Origin of the sequence: Vibrio sp. HA2012, from assembly GCF_002812955.1 — a bacterium.
Taxonomy (GTDB): domain Bacteria; phylum Pseudomonadota; class Gammaproteobacteria; order Enterobacterales; family Vibrionaceae; genus Vibrio.
Map to the genome: position 1 here is coordinate 82,827 of NZ_PFXK01000006.1, position 20,832 is coordinate 103,658.

Here is a 20,832-nt window from a genome sequence, read left to right on the forward strand (position 1 = left end):
TTCTCCCCGGTTAATTCAGGATTTTGGATGTACTTACCCGTTTTTAGTCTGGTTTTTATCCAGCCAGTTTGCCATAGCAACGAACTGTTCCAGAGTCAGGTTTTCCGGACGCATGGTCGGATTAATGTCCAGTTGTTCCAGTTCATCAACAGACAGTAAGCCTTTGTAACAGTTTCTGATAGTTTTACGGCGCTGATTGAAGCCATCACGACACACCCGATCCAGCCATTTCATACTGGTAGCCGGATGAGGTAATTCTTCGTACGGCACCAGACGAACAACGGCTGAATCGACTTTTGGTGGTGGTACAAAGGCCGTCGGCGGAACTTCCAGCACCGGAATTACTTTACAGAAATACTGTGCCATCACGGTCAGACGCCCGTAAGCCTTACTCCCGGGACCTGCGGCAAGACGGTTTACGACCTCTTTTTGTAGCATAAAATGCATATCTTGAATTTCTTTATGAAATTCAAATAGATGAAACATTAGTGGTGTGGAAATGTTATAAGGAAGGTTACCAAATATGCGCAGTTTATTGTTTGGTTTTACCAACTGAGTAAAATCAAAACGCATCGCATCCCCTTCATGGATGGTCAGTTTTGATCCCAGTTCCGGATGCTGACGCAGGCGCTCGGCCAGATCCCGATCCAGCTCGATAACAGTAAGCTTATCAATTTCACGTCCTACCGGCTCGGTCAGAGCAGCCAGACCCGGCCCGATCTCAACCAGATTTTGTCCCGGTCTCGGGTTAATGGCAGAAACAATGCCATCAATTATATAAGGATCATTCAGGAAGTTTTGACCAAAACGTTTTCGCGCTTTGTGCCCTAAGTGGACATCATTTCTCATTCTATATTCTCAACTAATTCTATCGCGTATCGGAGAGCAGTACGGAGGCTTCCTGTATCCGCTACCCCCTTGCCCGCTAGATCTAATGCTGTGCCGTGATCGACAGAGGTTCTGATAAAAGGCAGACCAAGAGTAATATTTACCGAACGTCCAAACCCCTTGAACTTTAACACCGGCAGAACTTGGTCGTGGTACATACCCAGAACGGCATCAGCATCCTGCAGATATTTATCATTAAAAATAGTATCTGCAGGCAACGGACCGATCAGCTGCATATTATTTTCCGTCCGCAGCCTTTCCAGTGTCGGGATCATGGTATCGATCTCTTCAGTACCAAGGCACCCATCTTCTCCTGCATGAGGGTTGAGGCCACAGACATAGATTTTGGGTTTATCTATGGCGAATTTTGTGACCAGATCCTTATGCAGGATGCGGATTATACTCTCCAGACGCTCTGCTGTAACGGCTTTTGATACATCCGCCAGAGGCATATGGGTTGTGACCAGTGCAGTACGTAATCCTTCGGTTGCCAGCATCATGACAACTAAAGGTGTCGATGATTTTTCAGCAAAGAACTCGGTATGACCGCTGAATGCAACACCAGCACGATTAATGATGCCTTTGTGTACCGGACCGGTTACAACCGCATCAAATTCTCCGTTCATACATCCGGTTGCTGCTCTTTCCAGTGTATTCAGTACATAGTAACCGTTAGCCGGATTAAGCTGTCCGGCTATTACTGGCTCTGCCAGAGGAATGTGTTCGACCAGTAATGTTCCAGCCTGCTGTTTTTCTGCCGGGAGGGTGGCATCAAACGCTTTTATGTTTATATCCAGCCCCAGCTCATCTGCGCGTTTGACGAGCAGATTTTTATCGGCACAAGCAATTATCTGATGATCCCAGTCGTTTTGAGCGATAGCCAGTACCAGATCCGGGCCAATACCGGCGGGTTCTCCTGCGGTGACGATAATTCTTCTGATGGGCTTTGTCATGATTACTCCGCTTCGCTTTCAACCAGTTCTACAAATGCCCCTGCCCGCATTTCCTGGATCCAGGTACCTGCCTCTTCGTTGAATTTGCGGTTAAACAGAATTCTGTAAGCTTTATTCTTTAACGCTGAATCGGTTTTATCTACTTGACGACGATCCAGTACTTCTACAATGTGCCAGCCATGTACTGTTTTAAACGGTTCACTTATCTTTCTTACCGGCAGAGTTTCTATCTGATGTTTGAATTCAGGTACATAAAGATCTGGTGTCTGATAACCAAGTTCACCTTTTTGTGATGCGGAACCTGGATCCTGACTGTACTGGAGAGCCATATCAGCAAACGTGGTATTACCGTTGTTGATTTTATCAGTAATTTCTTTTAATAGTCTCTGGGCACCTTCGTCACTCATGATAACGGATGTTTTCAGCAGAATATGCCGGGCATTGACTTCTGTAACCGCGACCGTTTCCAGACCTTTCACATCCGTGATTTTCAGAATATGGAAGCCGACACCGCTACGGAAAGGGCCAATGATAGCCCCTTTAGACTGGGTCGTAATCTGATCCGCAAAGATCGTCGGCATCTCTTCTTTACGCATCCATCCCCAGTCACCACCGCTCAGAGCTTTTGGTCCCTTCGAATAGGTAATTGCCATTTCTGAAAAATCAGACCCTTTTTCCACTTCAGCTGCAATCTTTTCTGCCTGTCGGGCGACGGCTTCTTTGTCTGTACCATTATCAAAGCGTAGCTGAATATGCTGGATATGGTACTGAACGGCTGAATTGGATTCGTTAGCCAGCAGAGTGGCCAGATTGTCAACTTCTGCAGGAATAATATTGATCCGGCGGCGCACCATGGCATTACGCACCTCAGAGATCGCCATTTCCTGACGAATTTCTTCCCGGAAGGTCTCGTAGCTGATCCCTGAAGTGGCTAATTCAGCCTGAAATGCTTCCAGTGTCTGCCCGTTTTCTTTAGCAATATTATTGATAGCATCATCTAAACGGTTGTCATCAATTCTGACGCCAATTCTGTCTGCTTCCTGCTGTTGAATTGTGTCCAGAAGCAGTTTTTCCAGCACCTGTTCTTTAAGTACGGTTTCATCCGGCAGGGACTGATGTTTTTGTCGGGCATTAAACGTGAGTGTCTTCAGTGCATTGCTGATGTCACTTTGCAGGATCACACCATCATTGACAATGGCGACAACTCTGTCCAGTTCAACCGGATCAGCAGAGGCGGGCGTGATGTTTAATAATAAAAACAGGCTTAGCAGCGTGTGTTTCCACATGTTCATTCATATATCCAAATCGTATTGTATGATTAAGGCTCCTGCTGCTTTTATCCGGCAGGAGCACAGAGCATCAGTTATTTAAATAGAAGGGACGGCTGTAGCTCAGGGTGTTACCTGACGCTTCAGAATCGGAACCTACTCCCATACCCGTTGCCAGACCCACTATACCGAAGTTAAAGCTGAAGCTTTTTTCATAGTCAGGTTCGCCGCTACCAATCGTATCCCAGTCGTAAATCTGGTTACTGTAGCTAAAGCCGATATACCAGCAGTCGCTGAGATAGGTTAGTCGGGCAAACCATTCCAGATTTTTGTTTTCCCGGGTGTCGTAGAAATACTGGCCACCGGCTTTCCAGTTTTTGTTGATGTCATAACTGGTAATAAAGCCCAACTGGGAGATACCGTAACGGGTATAGTCACTGATATCAACATCATCAAAATCCCGGTTCTGTTCAATATAATCCAATGAAACATAGCGGTAATTTATCTGGCTGAAACCGGATCCGGACGGATAACGGTATTCAAAGGTACTGTCGCCTATCTGGATCTGATCTGAAGCGGTATCAAACTGAATTCCCCCCTGATAGAAGAAAGTATCATCATAGTTGAACTCTGTTTCTACTGCCCATGCCGAGTAGGACGAAGGTGAATCACTGGAGGCACTTTCGGAATAAGTCGAATCCAGGTAGAAAATCTGACCGAATGAGATATTCATCCGCTCCCTGAAATTACTGTCGTAAAAGCGTGATGTTGCACCATAGCTGACCTGATTAGCCGGGGCAATATAGTCAATACTGCTGTATTTTCCGTCACGGAACAGGCCGTAATAATCCAGTTGCAGATTAGTAGTGTCATAACCACTATAGATATCTGACTGATCTTTTTCGGCAATATACAGGTACTGGATTTGAGGCTCGAGTGTATGTGTGTAGCCTTCCAGACTGTCAAACATAGCGGTATCTCTGTCTAAGAACAGTCCGCTGTGTACCCTGAACTGAGGAATACTGCGGGATACGCTCTCCTCATAGTCACTATTATTGTCCTTAAGATCCTGCTGATAATAGGTGTAATACAACTTACTTTCTGCAGTAAATGTTCCCCAGGTGGTTGTCAGAGGAAGAGACAGTATTGGCTCAAGGTGAGTCCGGGTCGCATCCGGCAATGTTGATGAATCGGTTTCAAACTGGCTGATATGACTGTGTAGATTAAAATTCAGTTTTGAATACAGCTCTGGGGCATAGTAATTAAATTCAAGCTGAGGCATCAGACGATATGGGTAGCTGTCTTCCGACAGTACCTGAAAATTTTTCACTTTCAGCGTGGTATCCCAGGACTTGCTCCGGTACGACACAGCCGCTGTTTGTAATAGCTGCCCGTCTTCCCGGCTACCGATACTGGAGCTGAGATTTTTGAAATAATCAATATCGCTGACTTTGGAGTAGTTGGATGTGAATTTCCAGGCTCCGTCATAGATGCCGCTATGATTCCAGTTTAATCCCCAGCGGGCATCCAGCTCTTCATATTTTTTGTCTTCCGGAAGGTATTCCAGATTGATGCTACCACTGCCGGCAGTAGTCAGATAACGGAATTGACTGTCTAACTGAGTGCCTCGGTCTTCCATGTAGTTGATCGTTGTCATCAGATCATAGTTGGGAGCCAGGTTCCAGTACACCGGGACTTCAACGGTGAAGCCATCGCGACTGTCCATTGATACTGTCGGGTATAGCATCCCGCTTTTACGGGTGTCGCCAACCGGCACAATCAGATACGGCATATAAAATACCGGTACATCCAGTACTTCGAGTCTTGTATTGTACAGCGTCGCTTGCTCTTCATTCTGATCTAATGTGATAGAGGAAGCTTTTAGTTTCCAGGCATTATCTCCGTCAGGGCAGGATGTCAGAGATCCATCTTCCATCTCGTAAAATGTTTTGCCTGCACGATGGATATAGTTCGCTTCACCGCGTGCCGGTGTACAGAGAAAGTGGTATTCAGTTTGTTCCAGAGTGGCATCATCTGTATCCAGATTCGCCGTGAGTTTGTCGGATTCTGCTTTAAACTGACCATCAGACAGACCGACATTACCTTCGGCAATCACGGTACTTTCAGGCTGATGCAGGGTTAGAGTATCTGCGGTGATGCGCTTTGTGCCCTGAATAACAACAACGTTTCCTTTGTAGGTGGCTTTCTCGCCATTGATTCCTTCAACGCTATCCGCTACAACCTGAACCGGTTGCCGGGTATCATTGTTGCCTACATTGTCTATCAGGCATTGATCTGTGACGGGCATTTCCTGCACACTAGTGCTGTCAGAAGTTTCTGCCTGCGTCGCTGGCACAAATAGCGCGGCACTAATTGATGCAGTTAAAAAAGTGCGGGGGAAGTGTGACATCGAGTTGTACTATCCTGTTAACTTGATTATTCGGTATATCAAGCCGAAATTTGGCAAAAGATTCCTTATCATAAAGGAAATTAACGCGTCCGACACTATCAGACCATCAGACACGATAAAAATTCATAGATGAGAGCACAATAATGCATATTTTCGGCAAAATTTTGGGGTTGTTTTTCGGATTTTTGTTCGGTGGACCTTATGGCGCCATATTTGGATTGTTTCTCGGGCATCAATTTGATAAAGCCCGTCGTTTAAGTCAGGCCGGTTTCCGTGCATCCAGTGCGTTTTCCGGGGGGCCTAGTCAGGAAGAAAGGCAGGCGGAGTTTTTTAAAACAGCTTTTGCCGTGATGGGGCATGTGGCAAAAGCGAAAGGACAGGTTACAAAAGAAGAGATTCAGTTAGCCAGTACCATGATGGATCGGATGAATCTGCATGGTACTCAGAGGCAAGCTGCGCAGAATGCTTTCCGGGATGGAAAAGCGGCCGATTTTCCTTTACAGGAAACGCTGGAAAAAGTTCGTATTTCTGCTGGAGGTCGTTTTGATTTATTGCAGTTTTTTCTGGAACTGCAGATATCAGCTGCCTTTGCGGACGGTAGTCTGCATCCGACAGAAAGAAATGTACTGCACACGATAGCCAGAGGTCTGGGCTTTTCTTCCCAACAACTGGAGCAACGTCTGAAAATGCAGGAAGCTGCGTTTCGTTTTCATCATCAGGGAGGCCGGTTTGGTGGCGGACAGCACTCTCAGGGGCAGCAACAATATGGTGGTTGGCAGCAGCAGACAGACGAGAACAGCCTGGCGGATGCTTATAAGGTATTGGGTATTGATGAGAGCGCTGATGCAAAATCAGTTAAAAGAGCCTATCGTAAACTGATGAATGAACACCATCCGGATAAGTTGGTGGCAAAAGGTTTGCCTCCGGAAATGATGGACATGGCAAAAGAAAAAGCACAGGAAATCCAGTCGGCTTATGATGTTATCAAAAGAGATAAAGGGTTTAAATAAGTGTGAATGGCCATGAAAAAGGGGAGATTTTCCCCTTTTGACTTAATAGCTAACCGATTTTATTCGTTATCAGCTCGTATTCAAGGAACGTAAGAATAGCCTGCTCAAGTTCGGCAATACCGACTGAACTGTAACCGTAAAAATTAGGTGTAAAAGCGAGCCTTACCTTTTGCAGGCTTTCTTTGGTCTCTTCTTCCATCATCAGTTTATCATTGAAATCAGCCAGTACTTTCATCTTTTCTGGCTCGATTACTCCCAGATATTCACTGACTCCACCGACTGAAGAATAAAGCATATCGAACTTACCCCCGGTAATTTCTTCAATGTAATAGTTACCGACGCGTGCGATATTGGAATGACTGGAAACTAAATTCTCATGAGCAGAAAATGGTTGGGAAAGATAGTCTTTACCGCCGGCATGCTCACTGGTGTTTGGCTTAAAATCACTATCAGGGAAGACTAAAAATGCAGCAATAGTATTATTTTTAGTTATGGCTGAAAGGATGAAATGCTTGTCTTTATAGTAATAAATATCGTCACCGTTTGTCGTATGCTTGATATAAACCGGTGGACCAAAGGTTTCCCCAAGAATATTACTGGATGCATTGATATAGATTTGGTTAAGGTGATTGTGCGATGGCTGATTGGTAAATGTTGAATGCCCAAAGTCCCATATTTTGAGCACACCTTCCCAGGCTCCATCCAGATTACCCAGTGCAATGGTGATTAATGAAATTAAGGTGATGATAAATTTCCATGAAGAGCCGAAATTATTGTAATTGTACTCTTCGTAGTGTTCTGTCTGTTTTGTGTGTTCTTCTGTCATAGCGCCTTGTCACTTTTAAGCTTATGTTTTTTTTGGTTTATATTTTTTTCAGGTAATTTGCTTCAGCTGAAGTCACTTTCTTCAGGTAGTTGCGGGTTTCGACTGCCGGGTGTTTTTCAATAATCTCTTGGTAGACAAGATCCGGGCTAAGGGTGTTAATTTTAGCTATAGCCTTTTTGCGGCTACCTTCGCCAAAAATGCGGTAGATAGGTGCCATTCCACCGTTGTAGGCAGCAATCGCACAGTATTTCAGACTGTCCTGATCATTAACGCCTTTGAAGTAGCGATTAGTGAGTAAATACAGATAAGCAGACCCTACTTCAATATTTTTTTCAGGTGTAAACAGATATTCTTTACTCAGCATTTGTTGTTCACCGAAGAGGTAATTAGTGGCATCCAGACCGGCTGAAGTCGGTACAACCTGCATTAGGCCAAATGCGGGTATATGAGAGACTGCTGTTGGATCAAAAGCGCTCTCTGTACGGATAATTGATAGAATAAAGCTAGGCTGAAGCTGAAACTTATCGGCATACGTATTAATAGGATCGATAAAGCGCTGTTCTTTACGGTTAAGCCATGTTGTCGGGAAAGGAGCTTCAATAGTCACGACCTTGTTACCCTTTGAGTCCGTTACTTTGGTGACGACTGATTTTTCCAGTAATTCCTGCTGTTCTTTGACTTTGTCTTCCTGAGATGTTGCTACTGGCAATAATGGTGCATTACTTAATTGTTTTGGTTTGGCCGCAGCAAGTATTTTTCCGACGAATGGGTCTGCTTTCTGAGCCTCGGATACGGACAACTTGGTGGTATCCAGTACTTCTTTTTTCAGTTCATCTAGCGACGTTGTGTCCCCTTCCAGAGTGGTGATCCGGACAACGTTCTTTTCAAAATCAACTTCGCGTCTGATTTTCATCGACGGTGAATAGGACACCCAGGAACTCTTATCACTGAATGTCGGGTTATCCCATAATTCAGTTATTATCTTTTTATAGTCAGCAAATTCAAGTTGAGCCTGCTGTACATAGGCATCAAATTCACAGGCTTGTTCTGCTTTAAACAGACCGAATTCGGCATTTGTGCATGTTTTGTATTGATCAAATTCATCACTGAAATCTGCAGGTTTATTCAGATAGTAATCAACGCTGGGACATTGGGTTAATGATGAGCGCAGGCCACAGGCTTCTCCCAGAGTTTCTGCTGCATTGCTCTGAAAAGCAGAAAAGGATAATACCGGAATAAAAAGTAAAGCCGTTTTTCTAAACATATTGTGTACCTGTATTATTGGGACTATGAGATGTCGTGATATTGAATCTATCAATCTATATTTATATTTCTGTTTGTATGGGAAATCAAATTTAAAATCTGTTTGTTCCTTTTATGGCAAGAATAGCATAGGGAAAGGTAATGACAATGCTATTGCTGGCAGATTAAGTGATACAGTAATAGAAGGAAGTTTTGTGCTGATATTGATTGATTTATAAGTAGCGAGGTCGTCAGAATTGATATATTTATTACTTGATTTCTGGTGATCCAGAAGCATAATAATTATTCGGTAAAAATATGATAACAACAGCGCGAATGGTTATGTATCACAAATATTTCATCACTCTCTTTACTTTAGGTTTTTTATTTTTATCTGGTTGTCAGTCAACACCGAAAGCTCCGGAGTGGTTTTCTATGACACAGAATAATGATGAACAATATTTGTATGCTGTGGGGCAGGGGCGTACTCAGTCTCAGGCGAAAAAAGTGGCCATGAATCAAATCAACGAGCAATTGTGGACTCAGATCCAATCTCAGAATATCCAACGGGAAGTTTATCGAGAGGACAATGGTAACGGTCACTATCAGAATCTAGTTGACACCAGCATTAATACACAAAGTGCACGTTTGACTCTGACGGGTATTGAATACCCTAAAATTGAACATAATGAGGCAGCCTATTATGTTCAGGCCAGAATAAAGAAGAGTGCTATTCAGGAACAGCTGATTCGTGAATTGAAAGAAATGAACCGTGCTGCAGATGCAGAGATAGCCAAATTAACACATACGGACACATTGGTGTGGTATCTCAACAACCGTTCGATTATTGAGCGAAAGAAAGAGGCGTTGATTCGCATTGCAATACTATCTGCAATGGAGCCCGAGGGAGCTTATTCAACACAACATATTGATGTTCTGGTGAATAAAGTCAGTGAAATTCAGAATACTATCCTTATCTGGGTTGTAGCGGAACCGAATGACAAAAATATGACAAGATTTATTTTTGACGCATTATCGAAGGAAAAAATAAATACGACACAGAAAAGAAACGCCGCTAAAGTGACCCATACGATCCATCTTGCTCTGGATAAGAGGGAAAACAAAGTAGGTTCTGCTTATATCACGACAATTATCAGTTCAATAACAACATTAAATAATAAAGGCAAAACGATTGCTAGTGATGAGATTATTTCTTCAGGAAACTCGGTAAGTAATTATCAGATGTCAGCAGAAGGTGCTTCTCGTCATTTTAAATCTCAGTTAGACGATAAGGGGTTATGGCGATCACTAGGGTTTAGCCTATAAAAATAGCGATAAATGTTAATGTAAAAATGAGCCGATAAAGAAAGAATAGTTATAAACGGTATATACATAAAAAATGTTGGAGTCTATTCATGTATAAAAAAACAGCAGTTGGAATTGCGCTTGCGAGTTTGCTGGTAGGTTGTCAAACCAGTTATAAAGAAGTCTGTCCGTCCTCAACTCGAGTAGAGATCCCTGAGGCTGAAATCTCTGGTCAATCTAGTGCTCAGGTGTCAGTTATCGTTCTCCCGGTTGATCTTGCCTATGATGATGAGTCGGGTAAAAAAATGCAGACTATTATGCGTAAGGAGCTGGAAAATCAGGCTTATGACATGGGGGCTAAGCTGGTTGACCGTAAAATGGCTGACAAGCTAAAAGATGAGATTAAGTTGGCTGAACAAAGTGGCCGTTATAATACTAAAGGTGTTCCAATTGCTGATTATGCAGTAATTACTGAAATCAGTTCTTCAGATTTTTCGAAAAGTTTTACTGATGGCCATTCCGCGAAAAACCTTTTGACAGGTAAAGATATGTGGGTGCCACCTGCGTGCGATTTCTCTATAGACGTAAAAGCGGTTGTTAAGATTGTTACCCTGCCAGATATGGAAACAGTGGAAAGAGTTGAGCTGAATGGTGATGAATCATTTTCCAGTGAAACAAGAAATAGCCGCTGTCCTATTACAGAAGCTCAGTATACCGGAATGGCAAGCAAAGCTGCGGCAGAAGCTGTGAACTATTCTACTGGCCTCAAAAAGGTATTAGCCCCTTCAGCTGTTGTGATGGAACTCCGTCAGTGTGAAGCTGGAAGTATGGTGAAAATCTCCATGGGCAAAGATAGAAAAGTGGTGCCAAAGATGGAAGTCAGTTTTGTTTCTCAGGAACGTGTAGATGCAGGTGATGGAACTTTTGAGCTGGAAACCCATGGTTATGGTACTGGTAATATCATCAATAATGAAGAACATGGTATTAAGGACAAATATTCCTGGGTTGCTATTGACGAAGAAGTTGCAGCTAAGGTACAAAAAGGCGATAAAGTCCAGGTCAATGGCGATACCCGAAATTGTGAAATATGGGACCTTGAATGTCATACCAAAGATATGAGCGATGGTCTGGGTAAACTTTTTTAAGAACGGAATAGCAAAATGAAAAAATTACTTCTTGTAGGAGTTGCAGTGGCTGCCTTAGCCGGTTGTCAGAGCGATAGTACAGTGAAAGGGGTGCAAAACTATACTCAGTGCACTTTTCCTGATGCACCAACAACTGAAGCTCCGGCATGGATATGTGATGTGATGCCTGATGATCTGGCTATTGGTGCCAGAGGTTACGCTAAAAAAAGCGCGGCTGGTCAGAATGTGATGCGTCGTATTGCCATGAATGATGCACGTGTCGCCTTAGCTTCCGAATTTGAAACTAATGTAAGTAATATGTTTCAGCAGGCGTTGACCGGAACTTCTCTGACCAGCAGTGAAGCGGCCTCTGAAGATGTAATGGAAGCATTTCGTGATGTGACCAAAAGTGTAACCAATCGTACTTTGGCAAATAGCCGTGTGATTGTGAGTCAGGTAAGCCCTACCGGTGGTTTATACGTATTAATTGGTATGGATAAGCCGGCTTACGAATCAAATCTGGACAAAGTCGTTGATGCTGCTAACAGTGAAGATTCTGAATTACGTAAGCAATTTAATAACCAGAAGACAGAATCTGTACTTACCAGCGTGTTGGAAAGCATGAAAACAAAATGATGTTGATGAACTTATCATCAATATAGTTAGAATAATAACTCTAAAGGCCGCTTAATATAAAGTGGTCTTTTTGTTTAAAAAATAGCTCGTTTTTGCTAGAATTCCGTCCCCTACAACCCCCTACGGATATAATGCTTGCTCTTTGGCATAGATAATAATGGTTAATAAGCACTGGATTGGCTATTTGCTGGCTGGCTGGTTATTGTTGAGTTCATTAATTGTACTCTTTTACGCCGCCAGATATGAACATATCTATAAGCAAAATGTTGCAATGGTAACGGATAATGCCAGATTGCAGCTTGCCTATACCCAAAATCAGATCCATAAAACTGATGTTAAGCTGGATACTCTGATCGATCTGCTGGGTAAAAGCCGGGCACTGTACCGCTTTGCTTTCCAGTCGGATACTGTCAATCGTCACCTAGTGGAAGAACTCTGGCTCTCTTTTCCCGCTTCTCAGCATGAGATCGATCAAATCACTTATATTGACCTTCAGGGACAAGAGCAGATCAAAGTCAGCTTTGCGCCTGACGGAACGGACATTGTTGAGCATGACTATCAGGATGTCAGTCAGAGCGATTTTTTTCAGAAAGCTTTACACCGCCTGGGGATGTATCAGAATATCCGGCGGTTTGAATTGTCCCGGAAAGGGGACGAGTATATGGCTTTTGTTCGTATTACTCATCCTTACTATATCGGGGACACGCTGATGGGTTACCTGACGTTGAGGATTAATTTTGAGGCAACTCAGGACGGGCTGACTTTTTTTCAGGATCATGAATACATCACCAGTATTATTTCATCATCAGGGTATTACCTGAAAGGACAGGATGCCAGTATGTTATATGGCTTCGCTATCCAGGAGCGAAAACAGTTCAATTTAGGTAAGATGGAGCCTGAACTGTGGCAAAATATGCAGGATAACGAATCCGGTGTCTTTCTTAGCCGGGATGGTAGCTTGCATGTTTTTAGCCGGGTGAGAGTTAATTACACAGAGGAGATCTTTTTATTGCAGAGCTTCTCCGAAACGGAATTGTCTGCGCATGTAGAAGAAGAACGATCCAGTGCGATACAGCATGCCATTGTTATGTTGATTCTTCTTGGGTTATGCACAATACCTACGGGCTATCTTATTTTTATTTTTCAGAAGCGAAGTATTGAAAGCAAACTGGCTCTGGCTGCTCTGAACGGTATGTCTGCAGTACTGATCACTGATAAAAATCATCATATGGTGAAGGTTAACCGTGAGTTTGAAAATATGACCGGATATACCGAACACCAGATTCGCTATGGTAATGTGCGTAAGTTGTTGTTTGATAAACGCGATCCTACAGGCTGGTTTGATATATGGGAGCATGTAGCTAAGGATCATTTCTGGGAAGGCGAGCTGAAAATCACCGGACGGGCAGGTGTTGAGCTGACGGCGATTACCCGTATTCAGGCGATGTGCAATTCAGATGGGCATATAGTGAACTATATTATCTCTCTGGTTGATATTACAGAGCGAAAAGAGCTGGAAGACAGGTTGCGCTATTTGAGTGAGCGGGACAGCATGACGCATCTGTGGAACCGGAGAAAGTTTGAAGAAGCATTACGCAGTGAAATTGATCTGATTAAGCGCTATCCGGAAAACCATGTCAGTTGTCTGGCTCTGGTTGATATTGATAATTTTAAACGCATCAATGATGAACATGGACATGATGAGGGAGACAGAGTGATCAAACTTGTATCATTTCTGCTTTCTGAAAACACACGTTCAACGGATTTTGTTGCCCGTATCGGTGGTGAAGAGTTTGCTGTAATTATGCCGCATACAGGGCTTGACGAAGCAGAACGTGTACTGAATCGGATCCGCTCCAGTATTGCCACTGATACCAGAATTCCAACAACGATCAGTATTGGGGTAACGGATTTAACCGAAGAAGGAACCCGCTCTTATAAATGTGCGGATATTGCTTTGTATGAATCCAAATCAATTGGCCGGAACAGAGTATCAATCTGCCGCAGTAGTGATGATATTGCCTGATGGAAAGTCTGGAAAATCGGAAGTCTTCAAGATAATAAAAAAACAGATAATAAAAAAGAGGGCAATGTATGCCCTCTTTGTGATCTTACTGAACAGAATCTTATAGTACGTGTACAGAAGCTGTGTTAGTTGTACCGGAAGCAACAAGCGCACCAGATACCATAACAACGATATCGCCTTTCTTACCAAGACCAGTATTCAGAGCCAGCTCTTTACCGTTACGGTAGAAATCGTCAGTGTTGTCGATAGATTCAACAACAACTGGACGGACACCTTTAGTCAGTACAAGTTGAGCCGCAGTTTTCTTGTTAGTAGTCAGTGCAAGAATGTTTGCTGTCGGGAAGTACTTACGTACAGAACGTGCAGATTTACCACCTTCAGTTGCCACAACAATCAGAGGTGCAGCCAGTTTTTCTGCTGTATCTACAGCACCTTTACATACTGCTTCTGTGATGCGCAGGCGAGGGCTGTCCAGACGGTCACCCAGCTCAGCTTTAAGAGCAGAATCAGTACGGTTAGCGATTTGAGCCATGATGGTTACGGCTTCTACAGGGTATTTACCTTTCGCTGTTTCACCGGAAAGCATAACTGCATCAGTACCATCCATGATTGCGTTCGCAACGTCACCCGCTTCTGCACGAGTTGGACGAGGGTTTTTGATCATAGAATCCAGCATCTGAGTTGCTGTGATAACCATCTTACGCGCACGGTTACATTTTTCGATCATCATTTTCTGAGCGAAGATTACTTCTTCTGCAGGGATTTCAACACCCAGGTCACCACGTGCAACCATGATACCGTCAGAAAGCTCAAGGATTTCGTCGAAGTTATCCACGCCTTCCTGGTTTTCAATTTTAGAAATGATGTGGATGCTTTCACCGCCGTTTGCATTTAGTAGCTCACGGATTTCTTTAACGTCAGAACCTTTACGGATGAAAGAAGCTGCAACGAAATCAACGCCTTGCTCACAACCAAATTTAAGGTCTGCTTTGTCTTTTTCAGACAGGGCAGGAAGCTGTACAGAAACACCAGGCAGGTTAACACCTTTGTTTTCACCCAGAGCACCGTTGTTCAGTACTTTACACTTAACTTCAGTTTCAGTCGTAGAGATAACTTCCATTTCAATCAGGCCGTCATCAACAAGAATGGTGTTACCTTCTTTAAGGTCTTTTGCAAAACCTGTGTAGGTAACAGCTACGATATCTTTATTACCAACAACAGTTGCGTCAGTAGTGAAAGTGAATTCTTGACCAGCAACCAGTTCAACGTCATCGCCGTTTTCCAGCTTGATAGTACGAATTTCAGGACCTTTGGTATCCAGAAGAATAGCCAGTTGTTTGCTTTTTTCTTCCATTACCTGACGGAAATTTGCAATACGAGTACCGTGCTCTGCAAAGTCGCCGTGAGAGAAGTTTAGGCGCATTACGTTCATGCCAGCGTCTACCAGCTTGCCTAGCATCTCTACAGATTCAGTTTTAGGGCCAATCGTACATACGATTTTGGTCTTTTTCATGGAAAATACTCTCCGGTAAGTATGGTTACAATTTAAAATCAGTTTTGTTTCGGCAGAGGTACATAAGAAAGAAAATGACAACATTTCTGTATTGTTACATTCTTCTTTGTGTACCCGTTATTCCTGCCTTTATATGGTTAATTTCGTTGCTAACCCCTGCTAAGACTTGCTTCTTCTCTTTACTAGGGATTTATAAAACTACCAACTTAGTACAGTCTACACTGACAAAGTTGCAAAAAAATAACGGTGAATTCTGTAATTTTTTTTCTTTTAGGCCGCGAATTCTACCACTGAACGTGTGCAATATCACGGTTAAGAATTGTTTTAGGACAAGATTTTCGCTTAAAAATTTTATTTTTTGGACTGAAATAAATAGACAAATAAGTTTCGACTTGAATATAATTCTTTTGAATCGAAACTTTATGCTTTCAGAATATGTCTAAGAGAAATACCCAGCTACGTCGCCATATGATCTCAAAACTCGTGAATGATCTAGGTGAGATAAGCGTTGAAGAACTGTCTAATAAGTTTGAAACCTCAGAAGTAACCATCCGCAAAGATCTGGCTTCCCTTGAAGCAAATGGTCTGCTTTTGCGCCGTTATGGCGGGGCTATCGCATTGCCTAAAGAGGTGGTGAATGCGGAACTGAACGGAGAAGTTTCGAATCGAAAGAGAAGTCTTGCGAAATCGGCAGCAGCCCTTATCCGTGATCATAACCGGATCGTTATTGACAGTGGCAGTACGACTGGGGCCATGATCCCGGAATTAAATCACAAACGCGGGCTGGTGGTGATGACCAATTCCCTGCATGTTGCCAGTGCGCTGAATGAGCTGGAGAACGAACCGACTCTGCTGATGACTGGTGGAACATGGGATACCCGGTCGGAATCTTTTCAGGGGCAAGTTGCGGAATCGGTATTGCGTTCCTACGATTTTGATCAGCTGTTTATTGGTGCTGATGGTGTTGATCTGGAAAGAGGCACAACGACCTTTAATGAACTGATCGGACTCAGCAAGGTAATGGCGGATGTTTCCCGGGAAGTGATCCTGATGATCGAGTCTGACAAAGTCGGACGCAGGATCCCGAATCTGGAACTGTCGTGGCAACAGATCGATATTGTGGTGACAGATGCCTTGCTGACGGATGAGCAAAAACAACACATAGAATCCAAAGGTGTGCGGGTGATCCGTGCTCCTGAATAAATGCAACAGAATTAAACCTTATTGTCTTGCCTGACAAGTCTATAGAAAGGCAGGTAACAACAAATCATAGTGGAGAATACCATGTGCGGAATAGTTGGCGCGGTTGCGCAGCGTGATGTAGCTGAAATACTTGTTGAAGGATTACGTCGTCTGGAATACCGGGGTTATGACTCTGCCGGTGTGGCTGTTGTTGATGCAGATAAAAATCTGACTCGGGTTCGCCGTTTGGGGAAAGTTCAGGAACTGGCTGATGCTGTTGAAGCAGAAAATGTTACCGGTGGAACAGGTATTGCACATACTCGTTGGGCAACGCATGGCGAACCTTCCGAAGTGAATGCTCACCCCCATGTTTCTGGCGATATCGCGGTTGTTCATAACGGAATTATTGAAAACCACGAAGAGCTGCGGGCTATGTTGCAGAGCCGTGGTTATGAATTTGTTTCTCAGACTGATACTGAAGTGATTGCTCACTTAGTTGAATGGGAACTGCGTACTTCTGATTCGCTGGTGGAAGCCCTGAAAAAAACCGCCGTACAACTGGAAGGCGCTTATGGCACAGTAGCTGTGGATCGCCGGGATCCTGAACGTATTGTGGTTGCTCGTTCAGGCAGCCCGATTGTTATCGGTTTAGGTATAGGTGAAAACTTCCTGGCTTCTGACCAACTGGCTCTTCTCAGCGTGACACGCCGTTTTATGTTCCTGGAAGAAGGGGATGTCGCTGAACTTACCCGTCGCAATGTTACTATCTATGCTGCATCTGGTGAGCAGGTTGAGCGTGAAGTGATTGAATCCAGTATTGAACATGATGCGGGTGATAAAGGCCAGTACCGGCACTTTATGCAAAAAGAGATCTTCGAACAGGCGACAGCGCTGAAGAGTACGATGGAAGGTCGTGTAACCAAAGATTCTGTGATCACAGAAAGTATTGGCGTAAATGCGGTTGATATCCTGAGTAAAGTGGAGCATGTTCAGATTATTGCCTGTGGTACTTCCTATAATTCAGGTATGGCCGCTCGTTACTGGTTTGAGGATATTGCCGGAGTCAGTTGTGATGTCGAAATCGCTTCTGAGTTCCGTTACCGTAATTTTGTTACCCGCCCGAACAGCCTGCTCATTACTTTATCACAGTCCGGTGAAACCGCCGATACGCTGGCTGCCCTGCGTATTGCAAAAGAGCGTGGTTATATGGCGGTGATGACGATCTGTAACGTATCGGGTTCTTCACTGGTGCGAGAATCTGATATTGCCTTTATGACCCGTGCCGGTACTGAAATCGGTGTGGCATCAACAAAAGCGTTCACGACTCAACTTGCTGCTATGTTGATGTTGGTGACCGCTATTGGTAAAGAGCAGGGGCGCATTGATAAAGCCAAAGAAGCGGAAATCGTAGAAGCGATCCACGCTCTGCCGGTGCAGATCGACAGTGCTCTGGCATTCGATAAAGAGATCGAAGCACTGGCAGAAGATTTTGCTGATAAGCACCACACCTTGTTCCTTGGCCGTGGCGAGTACTATCCGATTGCGATGGAAGCAGCTCTGAAACTGAAAGAAATTTCTTATATTCACGCAGAAGCATATGCGGCCGGTGAGCTGAAACACGGTCCTCTGGCTTTGATCGATGCGGATATGCCAGTGGTTGTTATTGCTCCAAATAACGATCTGCTGGAAAAGCTGAAATCAAATGTAGAAGAAGTTCGTGCTCGTGGCGGTCAGCTGTATGTTTTTGCTGATGAGAAAGCTGGTTTTGAAGCAGATGAAAGCATGAAGATTATCTCCATGCCACATGTAAGTGAAATCACCGCACCAATATTCTACACTGTGCCAATGCAGCTACTGGCCTATCACGTTGCTTTGATTAAAGGGACGGATGTAGACCAGCCAAGGAACCTGGCAAAGGCCGTTACTGTTGAGTAAGATATTGAAATATAATCTTATTGTTGTGTGAGTAGAATAAAGTTTCATACTGAGTAATAAAGATTCATACTAAGTATTAAAGTATCATACTAAAAAGGCAGCGTTCACATCGATACGCTGTCTTTTCAAAAACGCTTATGCGCCTTTCCTTGCCAACCTAAAATTTTTGACAATCTTCTTTTGGCATTAATTGACCTACGTTTACTCATCTACTAATCCTTTAATTTATTGGCTCAATATGCTTTAAATTACAATTAAAGCCAAGAGTTATAATGATGAAAGACATTCTAGTTGTTGTACCTGAGGGCGGGCTGTTATTTGAAGCGGCAGGAGTCGTGGATATTTTGCAGCGAGCAAATCAATTAGCTGTGTTTGCCGTCAAGGCGACCTGAGCTCAGGTCATCAAGTAAACGGCTGAGCCTGTGGTAACGAACACTGTGTAGCTGTTCGCAGGCCTGAGCTGCAAGCGCACAGGCAACATAGGTTTTTCCGGCTCCGGTCGGCCCGGTGATCAGAACGTTTTGGTTTTTGTGCAGGTAACCTCCGGTTAAGAGCTCACTCATTTGAGTACGCTTAAGTCCTCGCCCTTCTTTGTAGATAATCTGGCTTGGCAGAGCATCAACTCTGAGTTTGGCTTGCCGTTTTAAGCGTTGGATCTTTGCCTGATTTCGACCCAGTAATTCACTTTCAAGAAGCAGGCTTAACCGCTGCTCGAAGTTAAGTTCTGCATAGGTGGATAACTGTTCTCGTTGTTGTTCCAGAGCCGACGCGGCATGGCTCAGGCGTAGTGATTTTAGCTGTTCATTTATCTGGTTCATCATGATCTCCTAGTGATAACAGTTTGGGCCACGCACATTGCTGTGCTGGATGTCCGGAGTTGATTCTGGTGAGGACGACAGCAAGCCTTCCCGATGGTTTTCAAGAAGGTTTTTGATGAACCGAAGATAGGGTTTATTCACCATCAGAGCATCTTTGCATGCCTGCTCTAAGCGAGTGTCCCCGTATTTTTTCGTCAGATTGAGAAGCCCAAGACAACTACGGTTGGCTTGCGCTGGATGCGCTTTGGACATCAGCAAGCGATTGACGACTTCCTGTGTGGCTGCGCCAACTCTGCCTCCCCAACGAAGTAACCGCTCTGGCGACCATTTTTGATATTGATGGCTGCTGGGCATATGCTCCGGATAGGTACTGAGTCCATGCTCCTTTTTACTGACTGGATGCTGAGAGACCAAATTGCCTTGATGGTATATCTGTATCAGCCTGGAGGTTGCCTCAAGTTCAACATGCTGACCGACTAACTGATGGGGTACCGAGTAATAATGTTTTTTGTATTCGATGTGATAATCCGGTCCGACTTTGGCACGTTTAATTTCTGTGTAGAGATAACGTTGTACCGGGAGTGGTTTCAGGGCTGGTTTATCCAAGGTATCGAACAGCTCTTTTCGGCTGGCTCCCAGCTGCTTCATCTGTCTTTGGTTCAGCGAGTCCATTAATTCACGGATGGAGAGATTCAGCTCTTTGAAGGTGTGGAAGGTGCGATGACGTAGTCGCATCATGATCCAACGTTCCACGATAAGTACGGCATTTTCTGCCTTCGCTTTATCTTTGGGTTTATAGGGTCGGGCTGGCATAACAGCGGTTCGGTAATGGTAAGCCAGCTTTCGGTAACTATCGTTGAGTTTGGGCTCGTAGCGATCCGTTTTGGTGACGGCGGCTTTTAGGTTGTCAGGCACGAGAAGAGCCGGAACGCCACCGAAGTGTTCGAAGGCATTGGCATGAGCTTCCAGCCAGTGCTCAAGCCGCTGGCTTTCACAGGCTTCAACATAGGTGTAGTTGGAAGCCCCTAATGTTGCCACGAAGATCTGAGCATTGTGGACTTCTCCGGTTTCAGGATTCACCACCGGGATGGTTGGCCCACAGTAGTCGATGAACAGTTTGTCACCGGCCAGGTGGCTCTGACGCATACTGCGTTTCTGTTTCTTTAACCAACGAGTGTAATGCTCGCAGAACTGGCTGTAACGATAAGCTCTCTCCTGATATTCAGCCAGATACTCCTCCCACAGAAGATGCTTACTCATGCCCTTACGTTTAAGTTCAACAAAACACTGACTGAAGTCCGGCATCACCTTTGTGTCGCTGGGTGTTTTGTCATGGTAAAGCACCTGAGCCAATTCAGTATCTGAGCAGTTTTCCGGAAGTGGCCAATGGACTGTACTTTGCTCAAAGCGGTTCAGTATTTCTGAGACCGTTGAGCGGCTGACTTTCGAGCAGGAAGCGATCTTTCTGGTCGATAGATTGCACTCATATTTAAGGCGTAATACCTCTTTGATATTTGTCATAGATGTTCTCTTTTTCGGCATTATCACTTCCTTGCTAAGTTAAGATGCATAACAAGAATAGTGAGTGATTGATTTAAAAGAGAAAAGAGGGATATTCCGGAGTAACCGGACAGGGTTTCCGCTCAACCGGACACTGATTCCGGAGTGAGTGCGAAAAATGGCTGGTTTATCCCGG

General features: G+C 44.2%; 15 protein-coding genes and 1 pseudogene. 7 read left to right on the plus strand and 9 right to left on the minus strand.

Annotated features, from left to right (window positions below):
- Positions 1–33 precede the first annotated feature (33 nt).
- The 4 genes from rsmA to lptD form a co-directional block, all read right to left on the minus strand.
- Entirely contained in the window at positions 34–849 is an 816-nt protein-coding gene (gene rsmA, locus CSW98_RS12215) for a 16S rRNA (adenine(1518)-N(6)/adenine(1519)-N(6))-dimethyltransferase RsmA (protein ID WP_100800768.1), read from the minus strand.
- The gene (gene pdxA / locus CSW98_RS12220; protein WP_100800769.1) at positions 846–1,841 is read right to left on the minus strand and encodes a 4-hydroxythreonine-4-phosphate dehydrogenase PdxA; all 996 of its coding nucleotides are present in this window, start codon (positions 1,839–1,841) and stop codon (positions 846–848) included. Before pdxA ends, rsmA begins: the two co-directional genes overlap by 4 nt.
- A gap of 2 nt (positions 1,842–1,843) precedes the next feature.
- The gene (gene surA, locus CSW98_RS12225) at positions 1,844–3,133 is read right to left on the minus strand and encodes a peptidylprolyl isomerase SurA (RefSeq protein ID WP_100800770.1); all 1,290 of its coding nucleotides are present in this window, start codon (positions 3,131–3,133) and stop codon (positions 1,844–1,846) included.
- A gap of 67 nt (positions 3,134–3,200) precedes the next feature.
- Positions 3,201–5,519: an LPS assembly protein LptD gene (lptD, locus tag CSW98_RS12230; RefSeq protein ID WP_100800771.1), complete on the minus strand. Its 2,319-nt coding sequence runs from the start codon at positions 5,517–5,519 to the stop codon at positions 3,201–3,203.
- 143 nt (positions 5,520–5,662) lie between these two features.
- On the opposite strand from lptD, the gene djlA reads away from it, so the two are divergent.
- On the plus strand, positions 5,663–6,529 hold the full coding sequence (gene djlA / locus CSW98_RS12235) for a co-chaperone DjlA (RefSeq protein WP_100800772.1): 867 nt from the start codon (positions 5,663–5,665) through the stop codon (positions 6,527–6,529).
- 49 nt (positions 6,530–6,578) lie between these two features.
- Here djlA and CSW98_RS12240 read toward each other — a convergent pair whose 3' ends face one another.
- Together CSW98_RS12240 and CSW98_RS12245 are read right to left on the minus strand one after the other, a co-directional pair.
- Positions 6,579–7,355, minus strand: a complete 777-nt coding sequence (locus CSW98_RS12240) for an ETEC_3214 domain-containing protein (RefSeq protein WP_100800773.1) — start codon at positions 7,353–7,355, stop codon at positions 6,579–6,581.
- Positions 7,356–7,392: 37 nt separating this feature from the next.
- Positions 7,393–8,619, minus strand: a complete 1,227-nt coding sequence (locus CSW98_RS12245; RefSeq protein WP_100800774.1) for a transglycosylase SLT domain-containing protein — start codon at positions 8,617–8,619, stop codon at positions 7,393–7,395.
- A gap of 413 nt (positions 8,620–9,032) precedes the next feature.
- On the opposite strand from CSW98_RS12245, the gene CSW98_RS12250 reads away from it, so the two are divergent.
- From CSW98_RS12250 to CSW98_RS12265, 4 genes are all read left to right on the plus strand, one after another.
- A complete protein-coding gene (locus CSW98_RS12250) occupies positions 9,033–9,923 on the plus strand; it encodes an LPP20 family lipoprotein (RefSeq protein ID WP_157810385.1) in 891 nt (296 codons plus the stop codon).
- A gap of 89 nt (positions 9,924–10,012) precedes the next feature.
- The gene (locus CSW98_RS12255; RefSeq protein ID WP_100800776.1) at positions 10,013–11,047 is read left to right on the plus strand and encodes a hypothetical protein; all 1,035 of its coding nucleotides are present in this window, start codon (positions 10,013–10,015) and stop codon (positions 11,045–11,047) included.
- Between the two features lie 15 nt (positions 11,048–11,062).
- Positions 11,063–11,662: an LPP20 family lipoprotein gene (locus CSW98_RS12260; protein ID WP_100800777.1), complete on the plus strand. Its 600-nt coding sequence runs from the start codon at positions 11,063–11,065 to the stop codon at positions 11,660–11,662.
- Between the two features lie 157 nt (positions 11,663–11,819).
- Positions 11,820–13,688, plus strand: a complete 1,869-nt coding sequence (locus tag CSW98_RS12265) for a GGDEF domain-containing protein (RefSeq protein WP_100800778.1) — start codon at positions 11,820–11,822, stop codon at positions 13,686–13,688.
- A gap of 100 nt (positions 13,689–13,788) precedes the next feature.
- Here the strand turns inward: CSW98_RS12265 and pykF are convergent, their stop codons facing one another.
- The gene (gene pykF, locus CSW98_RS12270) at positions 13,789–15,201 is read right to left on the minus strand and encodes a pyruvate kinase PykF (protein ID WP_100800779.1); all 1,413 of its coding nucleotides are present in this window, start codon (positions 15,199–15,201) and stop codon (positions 13,789–13,791) included.
- 435 nt (positions 15,202–15,636) lie between these two features.
- On the opposite strand from pykF, the gene CSW98_RS12275 reads away from it, so the two are divergent.
- A complete protein-coding gene (locus CSW98_RS12275) occupies positions 15,637–16,404 on the plus strand; it encodes a DeoR/GlpR family DNA-binding transcription regulator (protein WP_100800780.1) in 768 nt (255 codons plus the stop codon).
- An 81-nt stretch (positions 16,405–16,485) separates the two neighbouring features.
- Positions 16,486–18,318 (plus strand): glutamine--fructose-6-phosphate transaminase (isomerizing), encoded by a 1,833-nt coding sequence (glmS, locus tag CSW98_RS12280; RefSeq protein WP_100800781.1) that lies wholly within the window; start codon positions 16,486–16,488, stop codon positions 18,316–18,318.
- A 368-nt stretch (positions 18,319–18,686) separates the two neighbouring features.
- Here the strand turns inward: glmS and CSW98_RS12285 are convergent.
- Together CSW98_RS12285 and istA are read right to left on the minus strand one after the other, a co-directional pair.
- Positions 18,687–19,136: pseudogene (locus tag CSW98_RS12285) on the minus strand (ATP-binding protein); the annotation flags it as partial.
- Between the two features lie 9 nt (positions 19,137–19,145).
- Positions 19,146–20,678 carry an IS21 family transposase gene (gene istA, locus CSW98_RS12290; RefSeq protein WP_100800782.1) on the minus strand — a complete coding sequence of 511 codons (1,533 nt, stop codon included), beginning with the start codon at positions 20,676–20,678 and terminating at the stop codon, positions 19,146–19,148.
- Between the last annotated feature and the right edge of the window lie 154 nt (positions 20,679–20,832).